9 protein-coding genes are annotated in these 7,775 nt (G+C 72.1%); 4 read left to right on the forward strand and 5 right to left on the reverse strand.

Going from position 1 to position 7,775, the window contains the following annotated elements:
• Window positions 1-21: 21 nt before the first annotated feature.
• On the reverse strand, window positions 22-552 hold the full coding sequence (locus ACIBK9_RS22270) for a methylated-DNA--[protein]-cysteine S-methyltransferase (RefSeq protein WP_358291934.1): 531 nt from the start codon (window positions 550-552) through the stop codon (window positions 22-24).
• Here ACIBK9_RS22270 and ACIBK9_RS22275 point away from each other — a divergent pair.
• Complete coding sequence (locus ACIBK9_RS22275; RefSeq protein ID WP_358291932.1) at window positions 551-1,453, forward strand: ribonuclease Z; 903 nt, start codon at window positions 551-553, stop codon at window positions 1,451-1,453. The genes ACIBK9_RS22270 and ACIBK9_RS22275 overlap by 2 nt on opposite strands.
• 22 nt (window positions 1,454-1,475) lie before the next feature.
• Here the strand turns inward: ACIBK9_RS22275 and ACIBK9_RS22280 are convergent, their stop codons facing one another.
• From ACIBK9_RS22280 to ACIBK9_RS22290, 3 genes are all read right to left on the reverse strand, one after another.
• On the reverse strand, window positions 1,476-2,147 hold the full coding sequence (locus ACIBK9_RS22280; protein WP_397160740.1) for a hypothetical protein: 672 nt from the start codon (window positions 2,145-2,147) through the stop codon (window positions 1,476-1,478).
• Between the two features lie 38 nt (window positions 2,148-2,185).
• Window positions 2,186-2,932 carry an isocitrate lyase/phosphoenolpyruvate mutase family protein gene (locus ACIBK9_RS22285; RefSeq protein WP_397160742.1) on the reverse strand — a complete coding sequence of 249 codons (747 nt, stop codon included), beginning with the start codon at window positions 2,930-2,932 and terminating at the stop codon, window positions 2,186-2,188.
• Between the two features lie 81 nt (window positions 2,933-3,013).
• The gene (locus tag ACIBK9_RS22290; protein ID WP_397160744.1) at window positions 3,014-3,544 is read right to left on the reverse strand and encodes a hypothetical protein; all 531 of its coding nucleotides are present in this window, start codon (window positions 3,542-3,544) and stop codon (window positions 3,014-3,016) included.
• Between the two features lie 400 nt (window positions 3,545-3,944).
• Here ACIBK9_RS22290 and ACIBK9_RS22295 point away from each other — a divergent pair, with 400 nt between their 5' ends.
• Window positions 3,945-4,316: a hypothetical protein gene (locus tag ACIBK9_RS22295; protein ID WP_397160746.1), complete on the forward strand. Its 372-nt coding sequence runs from the start codon at window positions 3,945-3,947 to the stop codon at window positions 4,314-4,316.
• 57 nt (window positions 4,317-4,373) lie between these two features.
• Here ACIBK9_RS22295 and miaB read toward each other — a convergent pair whose 3' ends face one another.
• Window positions 4,374-5,867: a tRNA (N6-isopentenyl adenosine(37)-C2)-methylthiotransferase MiaB gene (gene miaB, locus ACIBK9_RS22300; RefSeq protein ID WP_358291923.1), complete on the reverse strand. Its 1,494-nt coding sequence runs from the start codon at window positions 5,865-5,867 to the stop codon at window positions 4,374-4,376.
• A 137-nt stretch (window positions 5,868-6,004) separates the two neighbouring features.
• Between miaB and ACIBK9_RS22305 the strand changes: the two genes are divergently transcribed.
• Together ACIBK9_RS22305 and ACIBK9_RS22310 are read left to right on the forward strand one after the other, a co-directional pair.
• On the forward strand, window positions 6,005-6,760 hold the full coding sequence (locus ACIBK9_RS22305; protein ID WP_358291921.1) for an amino acid ABC transporter ATP-binding protein: 756 nt from the start codon (window positions 6,005-6,007) through the stop codon (window positions 6,758-6,760).
• A 25-nt stretch (window positions 6,761-6,785) separates the two neighbouring features.
• A complete protein-coding gene (locus ACIBK9_RS22310) occupies window positions 6,786-7,637 on the forward strand; it encodes a glutamate ABC transporter substrate-binding protein (RefSeq protein WP_358291919.1) in 852 nt (283 codons plus the stop codon).
• The last annotated feature ends 138 nt before the right edge of the window (window positions 7,638-7,775 follow it).

Genomic DNA, 7,775 nt, shown 5'->3' on the forward strand with positions numbered 1-7,775 from the left:
GTCCGGGTGTGGACGGACCACCTACAGGTCGAGGAGCGTCGGCTGGAGGTATCCCTCGTGGGTCAGCAGCCAGCGCTTGGTCTCCACCCCCACGCCGCCGCTGAACCCGCCCAGCCCGTTGCCCGCGACCACCCGGTGGCAGGGCACGATGATGGGGATCGGGTTGGAGCCCATGATCGAGCCGATGCCGCGGGCGGGCACGCTCGACCCGGCGCGCCGGGCCAGCTCGCCGTAGGTGACGGCGGTGCCGTACGGGACGCGGTGCAGGGCCTGGAGCACCTGCAGCCGGGAGCCGGTCATCAGCCGCCAGTCCACGGGGGTGCTGAACGTGCGCAGCTCGCCGGCGAAATAAGCGTTCAGCTCGGCGACCGCGCAGGCCGTACGATCCGCATCATGAACCTCAGCCAGGCCGAGCCGACCGGCCAGTCCGGCGGGCGACCCCCATCCCGAGGCGACCAGCCCCCGCTCGGTGACGGCCAGGACGAACGGGCCGACCGGCGTCGGCACCTCGGCGAACGCGACCGTGGACAGCGTGGACTGCGTGGTCATCATGTCCTCACGTGAACTCGTGGTGCTGGGCACCTCCAGCGCGGTGCCCACCCGACACCGTAACCACAACGGGTACCTTTTGCGCTGGGACGGGCAAGGCTACCTTTTCGACCCGGGCGAGGGCACGCAGCGGCAGATGCTGCACGCCGGGCTGAGCGCGAACGACGTCCACTGGCTGTGCGTGACCCACTTCCACGGCGACCACTGCCTGGGCGTGCCCGGGGTCGTGCAGCGCATCGCCCGCGACCGGGTGCGCCATCCGGTGCGCGCGGTCTTCCCCGCCGCCGGCGAGACGTACTGGCGCAGGCTGCGGCACGCGGCCGCGTTCGCCGACACGAAGGTGATCGAGGAGCATCCGGTCTCCGGCGCGCTGGCCGGGGTGGGGCCGCTGATCGCCCGCCGCCTGTCCCACCCCGTCGAGTCGTACGGCTACCGCGTCCAGGAGCCGCCCGGCCGCCGCATGCTTCCCGACCGGCTGGCCCGCCACGGCATCCGCGGCCCGGAGGTCGGCGAGCTCCAGCGCACCGGCTCGGTCCGGGGCGTCACGCTCGCCGAGTGCAGCGAGCCCAGGCCGGGGCAGAGCGCCGCGTTCGTCATGGACACCCGCCTGTGCGACGCCGTGTTCGAGCTGGCCTTCGGGGCCGACCTGCTGGTGATCGAGTCGACGTTCCTGTCCGCCGAGAGCGCGCTGGCCAAGGAGTACGGGCACCTGACGGCGTTCGAGGCGGGCGTGGTGGCGGCCGACGCGGGGGTGCGCAGGCTGGTGCTCACGCACTTCTCCGAGCGGTACGGGTTCGCCGAGGAGCCGGCGTTCGTGGCGGAGGTGCGGCGCAGCTACGACGGCGAAGTGATCACCGCCCGCGACCTGATGCGCATCCCCGTCCCCCGCCGCCCCCAGGCCTGACGCGCCTTCCGGCGCCGCCTCGTCAGCGCCACACGCCCGTGAAGTAGCCGACGCCGTAGGGCGAGGATCGCATGAGCAGCGTGCCGGTCAGCGGCGTCCCCTCGGCGGCGCCGGCCAGCACCTGGAGGGCCGCGCGGCCGGTCACCCACAGCCGGTCGGCCTCGACGGGGTCGAGCGCGGCCAGCGCCGCCGCGTCGGCCCTGCCGACCGCCTCGGCGATCAGGTCGTCGTACGGCCCGGCCGCCTCGTCGTACCGGCCGGGGGCCCGCGGGGTCAGGCAGGCCGAGCCGTCGGCCATGACCAGCAGCGCGACCCGTCCGAGGGCGGCCAGCCCGGCGCCGATCGCCCGGCACTCGCCCGGAGCGGCGTCGAAGGCGACCGCCTGCCCGGGAACCCCGTCGGCGTCGGTGGCGGGGGGCTGTTCGGGGTCGTTCAGGAGGCGGCGGCCGACGGTCAGGGACAGCGGCAGCACGGGCGCGCCCTCGCCCACCGTGATGTCGAAGCCCCAGGGCCGCAGGGAGCCCGCCGCGGCGCCGTCGTAGGAGCGGGTCGTCTCCGCGCCGCCCACCACGACCAGCACGTCGGGACGGGCGGCCCGGAGCGCGGCGACCGCGGTACGGCAGGCCGCGCGCAGCTCGGGCAGCCCGGTCACGATCAGCGGGGTTTGCGGGCAGACGGCCGCGGCGACAAGCACGAGCGCAAGCGTACGCGCCACCCGCCCCAACCCGGCGGTCAGGTCGTGTAGGGGTCGTGGCCTTGTGCGATGGCGGTGAGCAGGCCCTGGGTGTAGGCGTGGGCCGCCTGGTGGAGGCCGCCGCCGAAGCTGATCCTGGCCACCCCCAGCTCCGCCAGCCGCGCGTACGACGGCGCCTTCGGCCGGAACAGGATGTTCACCGGCCCGCCCACCTCGGCGACGAGGGCCGCGATCTCGCCCTCGTCCGCCAGCGTGATCGGGTACACGCAGTCGGCCCCGGCCTCCAGGTAGCGCCGCCCGCGCGACACCGCCGCCGCCCGGTCGCGCAGGCCCCGCACGTAGGTGTCGACCCGGGCGTTGATCACCAGGGCGTCGCCCGCGGCCGCCCGCATGCCGGCCAGGAAGTCCGCCTGCGCCCCGGCGTCGACCAGCTCGCCGGTACGCGGGTCGGAGTCCTCCACGTTGCAGCCCACCGCCCCGGCCTCGGCCAGCCGCTCGGCCAGCTCGGCCGGCGCGAGCCCGTAACCGCGTTCGACGTCGGCGGTCACGGGCACGTCCACGGCCCTGGCGATGCGGGCGATGGCAGCCATCATCTCGCCGACCGGCGTGCTCTCGCCGTCGGCGTACCCCAGCACGCGGGAGACGGCCGCGCTGCCGGTGGCCACCACCGGGAACCCGGCCTCCTGGACCGCGCGCGCCGAGGCGGCGTCCCAGACGTTGGGCAGGATCAGCGGGCTGCCGGGCACGTGCAGCCGTCGCAACGTGGCCGCTCTGTCAGTCGTCATGCCCGGCACCCTACGAGGACGGCCGGCTCTCCAGCAGATCCATTACCGGCCGGAAAGGGCGAGCCACTTGGGGGCGGTGTCTCAGCAGCCGCTCTTGGCGCACTGGCCGCTGAGCACGCCCGCGGGGCCGTCGGCGGGATTGTCGCCGTCCGGCTGCGGGGCCTTGGCGGACGGCGTGCCGGGCTTCTTGCCGGTGCCCGTCCGCGTCGTGCCGCCGGTGCCGTCGGAACCGGTCGATCCCTTGTCGGCGGGGTCGGAGCCGCCGCCCGTGTCCGTGACGGCGTCGCCCATGGCGGAGTCGTCGGAGCCGTCGGTGGGCAGGCCGTCGTCGGGGGCGTCGGTGGTGGCGTCGCCCATGGTGGCGTCCTCGTCGGCCTCGAACACCTCGTCGCCGGCGCTCGTGGCCGGGGACGGGCGGCCGGAGCCCTGCTCCTGCTGGGTGCTCTGGCCGGGCTTGGCCGCCAGCAGGTAGCCGGCGCCGCCCGCGGCGAGCACGCCCACGAGGGCGAACGCGGCGATGACGGCGGTCTTCCTGCTCTTGCCCGGGGGTCTCGGGGACGGGCCCGGCCCGGAGAGGATCTCCTGACGATCCGTCTCGGTCGGATCATGCATGGTGGTGCAGCTCCCTGCGGTCGTATCGGGGAAAGCTCGCCGGCTTCCGCGGGTGATGGACCACACTAGCCGCAGCAGCGGAATGCTCGCACACCAATCACAAAGGAATCACGACTTGTCCCCCCAAAGATCTGTTTGCCCAGGTGGCCGTCCCCGGCTGGGCGCCGCGGCCGGGGCGGCCGGGGTACTCGTCACGGCCGGACTCGGGATTTTCCTCGCATTCACCAGTTCTCCGGAATCGCGCCCGCAAATCGGCCGTGAATTCGATCAGGAAACACCGCTTATCCCAAGATCGTATTTTCCTTCGCGGATCGCGGGCTCGCCGGTGGCCGAGCCGTCCCCGGCGCCGCCCACCCCGTCGGCGGGTCCCTGGTCGCCCGGCCCCTGGTCGCCGGGGTGGATGGAGGCCGTGCCGGCGCCCGACCGGCCCACGACGGCGGAGCCGGAGCCGGGCGAGCCCTCGCATTCTCCGGGCAAGGGCAGGCCGGTGAAGGGCGAGCCGTCATCGCCGTTCTCGCCCAGGGCGCTTCCCACGCGTCCGCCGCTGGTCGCGCCGCCGCGTCCGTCCCGGCGGGCCGCCGTACGCCGTCCGGCTCCGCACGCGTCCCCGCAGGCGCCGCCCAGGGAACGGGTCGTCCCCGAGCCGGACCGTCAGGCGCCTCCCCCGCCGCCGCCTCCCTCCGTACGGCCGGGCGGGCCCGACCCGTGCGCCACGTTCGACGACTTCCGCCGGCAGCCGTGCTACAGCTTCCTCGACCGTCTCAGGCGCTGACCCACGCGCGACACCCCGCCGTCCCGAAGGAGCGGCGGGGTGTCGGAACGCGGTGGCTCAGTGGGCCGAGCAGGCTCCGGCGGCCGGGGCGGGAGCCGCCGGGCGGCCGACGGACGGCATGCCGAGCAGCACGCCGGGCCCCTTCGCCGGGGCGCCCTGGCGCGCCTCCCAGGCGTCGCCGGCCCGCGTGCGCCGCACCGCCCGGACCGCGCCGTCGGCGACCAGGTGGTGGGGGGCGGCGTAGGTGACCTCGACGGTGACCATGTCACCGGGCCTCGGGGTCTCCTCGCCCACCGCGAAGTGCACGAGCCGGTTGTCGGCGGCGCGGCCGGACAGGCGGCGCGTGGCGTCGTCCTTGCGGCCCTCGCCCTCGGCGACCAGCACCTCCAGCGTGCGGCCGACCTGCTTCTTGTTCTCCTCCCAGGAGATCTCCTCCTGCAGGGCCACCAGGCGCTCGTAACGCTCCTGGACGACCTCCTTCGGGATCTGGTCCTCCATGGTGGCCGCCGGGGTGCCCGGGCGGATGGAGTACTGGAAGGTGAAGGCGTTGGCGAAGCGGCTCTGCCGGACGACGTCGAGGGTGGCCTGGAAGTCGTCCTCGGTCTCGCCGGGGAAGCCGACGATGATGTCGGTCGAGATGGCCGCGTCGGGCATGGCGGCCCGCACCCGCTCGATGATGCCGAGGTAGCGCTCGGCCCGGTAGGAGCGGCGCATGGCCTTCAGCACGCGGTCGGAGCCCGACTGCAACGGCATGTGCAGCTGGTGCATGACGTTGGGCGTCTCGGCCATGGCGGCGATGACGTCGTCGGTGAAGGCGGCCGGGTGGGGCGAGGTGAAGCGCACCCGCTCCAGGCCCTCGACGTCGCCGCAGGCGCGCAGCAGCTTGCCGAAGGCCAGCCGGTCGCCGAACTCGACGCCGTAGGTGTTGACGTTCTGGCCGAGCAGCGTCACCTCCAGGACGCCCTGGCCGACGAGCGTGCGCACCTCGGACAGGACGTCGCCGGGACGGCGGTCCTTCTCCTTGCCGCGCAGCGACGGCACGATGCAGAACGTGCAGGTGTTGTTGCAGCCGACCGAGATCGCGACCCACGCCGCGTAGGCCGACTCGCGCTTGGTGGGCAGCGTGGAGGGGAAGACCTCCAGCGACTCCTTCAGCTCGACCTGCGCCTCGCCGGCCACCCGGGCCCGCTCCAGCAGCACCGGCAGGGATCCGATGTTGTGGGTGCCGAAGACGACGTCGACCCAGGGCGCCTTGCGGACGATCTCGCCCTGGTCCTTCTGGGCCAGGCAGCCGCCCACCGCGATCTGCATGCGCGGGTTGTCCATCTTGGCCGGCCGCAGGTGGCCGAGGTTTCCGTAAAGGCGGTTGTCGGCGTTCTCCCGCACGGCGCACGTGTTGAACACGACGACGTCGGCCGTCCGGCCGTCGGGGGCCGGCACGTAGCCGGCGTCTTCCAGCAGGCCGGAAAGGCGCTCGGAGTCGTGCACGTTCATCTGGCACCCGTATGTGCGCACTTCGTACGTGCGGGCGCTCTCCTGGGTCACAGTCATGGCAGGTTCAAGGGTAGTCGTTGTCCGGCTCGCGGCAGCCGCCCCCGTCTAAAACACCAGCTTGACGGCTCGATGTGACCGGATCGGTACCACCTGGTTAGTGACCAGCGCCTTAATGACCTCTACCGTTTTGGTCCATGACGGAGAACGGCGACGCCACTCCACTCGTTCAGTTGGAGGGCGTCAACAAGCGCTTCGGGGCGTTGCACGTCCTGAAGGACATCAACTTGACCGTCTCTCGTGGCGAGGTTCTGGTGGTCATCGGGCCTTCGGGCGGTGGAAAGTCCACGCTGTGCCGGACGATCAACCGCCTGGAGACGATCGACGACGGCAGGATCGTGTTCGACGGCCAGGTGCTGCCCGAGGAGGGCAGGGGGCTGGCCAGGCTGCGGTCCGAGGTCGGCATGGTGTTCCAGTCCTTCAACCTGTTCGCGCACAAGACCATCCGCGAGAACGTCACGCTCGGCCCGATCAAGGTGCGCCGCAAGGACCGCCAGGCGGCCGACGCGCGGGCCATGGAGCTGCTGGAACGGGTGGGCATCGCCGCGCAGGCGGACAAGTACCCGGCCCAGCTCTCCGGCGGCCAGCAGCAGCGGGTCGCGATCGCGCGTGCGCTGGCCATGGACCCGAAGATGATCCTCTTCGACGAGCCCACCTCGGCCCTGGACCCGGAGATGGTCCAGGAGGTGCTCGACGTGATGATCGGGCTGGCACGCGACGGCATGACGATGATGGTCGTCACGCACGAGATGGGATTCGCCCGCCGGGCCGCCAACCGGGTGGTCTTCATGGCGGACGGGCAGATCGTGGAGGAGAACACCCCCGACGAGTTCTTCACCAACGCGCAGACCGACCGCGCGCGTGATTTCCTTTCGAAGATCCTCACGCACTGAGATTTTGAGGCAGGTATACATGCACATGCGTCGTTTGGGAGCGGTGGTCACGGGAGTGGGCATGCTCGCCGCTCTGGCCGCCTGCGGCGGTGACAAGACCTACGCCAGCGTCCTGGAGAAGGTTCAGGACGGCGGCAAGGTCGTGGTCGGCACCAAGTGGGACCAGCCGAGCCTGGGCTTGAAGAAGGGGTCGGAGCCGGAGGGCTTCGACGTCGACGTCGCCAAGGCCGTGCTGAAGGAGATGAACGGCGGCAAGGACGCGCAGATCGAGTGGAAGGAGTCGGCCTCCTCCAACCGCGAGCCCTTCCTCCAGAACGGCACCGTCGACATCGTCTTCGCCACCTACTCCATCACCGAGGAGCGCAAGGCCAAGGTGTCCTTCGGCGGCCCGTACGTGATCGCGCACCAGGACATCATGGTCCGCAAGGACGACGCCGCGATCAACGCCCCGCAGGACCTCAAGGGCAAGAAGATCTGCAAGGCGGCCGGCTCCAACTCCTACAAGCGCGTCACCGACCCGCCCCCGGACGGCAAGCTCGACATCGACGCCACGACCGTCGACGCGGCCAACTACTCCGAGTGCGTGCAGAAGCTGTCGGGCAGCAACCTCGACGCCGTCACCACCGACGACCTGATCCTGGCGGGCTTCGCCAAGCAGGCCGGCGGCAACTTCAAGGTGCTCGGCCAGGGCTTCACCGACGAGAAGTACGGCATCGGCCTGAAGAAGGGCGACACCAAGACGTGTGAGGCCGTCAACACCGCGGTGAAGAAGATCTGGGACAACGGCACCATGAAGCAGCTGCTGGAGAAGTGGTTCGGCGGCATCGAGGGCCTGAAGCTGTCGGAGACCGCGCCCCCGGCCGAGGGCTGCAGCTAGTCACGCCAGAGGCGGGGGGGGGGGGCCCCCCCCCCCCCCCCCAAAGGGGGGGGGCCCCCAGGGTTTACAAAAAAACAAACAGCCCCCCCACCCCCGGGGGGGGGGGGGGGACCACCCGGTAGGCCGCGTGGGCGCGGG

The sequence above is a fragment of the Nonomuraea sp. NPDC050227 genome (genome assembly GCF_044459705.1).
Classification (GTDB): domain Bacteria; phylum Actinomycetota; class Actinomycetes; order Streptosporangiales; family Streptosporangiaceae; genus Nonomuraea.

Bases quoted from the DNA above. Each gene is read 5' to 3' on its own strand.
- ACIBK9_RS22275 (WP_358291932.1), top strand. From the start codon at position 551: ATGTCCTCACGTGAACTCGTGGTGCTGGGCACCTCCAGCGCGGTGCCC.
- ACIBK9_RS22305 (WP_358291921.1), top strand. From the start codon at position 6,005: ATGACGGAGAACGGCGACGCCACTCCACTCGTTCAGTTGGAGGGCGTC.
- ACIBK9_RS22290 (WP_397160744.1), bottom strand. From the start codon at position 3,544: ATGCATGATCCGACCGAGACGGATCGTCAGGAGATCCTCTCCGGGCCG.
- miaB (WP_358291923.1), bottom strand. From the start codon at position 5,867: ATGACTGTGACCCAGGAGAGCGCCCGCACGTACGAAGTGCGCACATAC.
- ACIBK9_RS22285 (WP_397160742.1), bottom strand. From the start codon at position 2,932: ATGACGACTGACAGAGCGGCCACGTTGCGACGGCTGCACGTGCCCGGC.
- ACIBK9_RS22295 (WP_397160746.1), top strand. From the start codon at position 3,945: ATGGAGGCCGTGCCGGCGCCCGACCGGCCCACGACGGCGGAGCCGGAG.
- ACIBK9_RS22310 (WP_358291919.1), top strand. From the start codon at position 6,786: ATGCGTCGTTTGGGAGCGGTGGTCACGGGAGTGGGCATGCTCGCCGCT.
- ACIBK9_RS22270 (WP_358291934.1), bottom strand. From the start codon at position 552: ATGATGACCACGCAGTCCACGCTGTCCACGGTCGCGTTCGCCGAGGTG.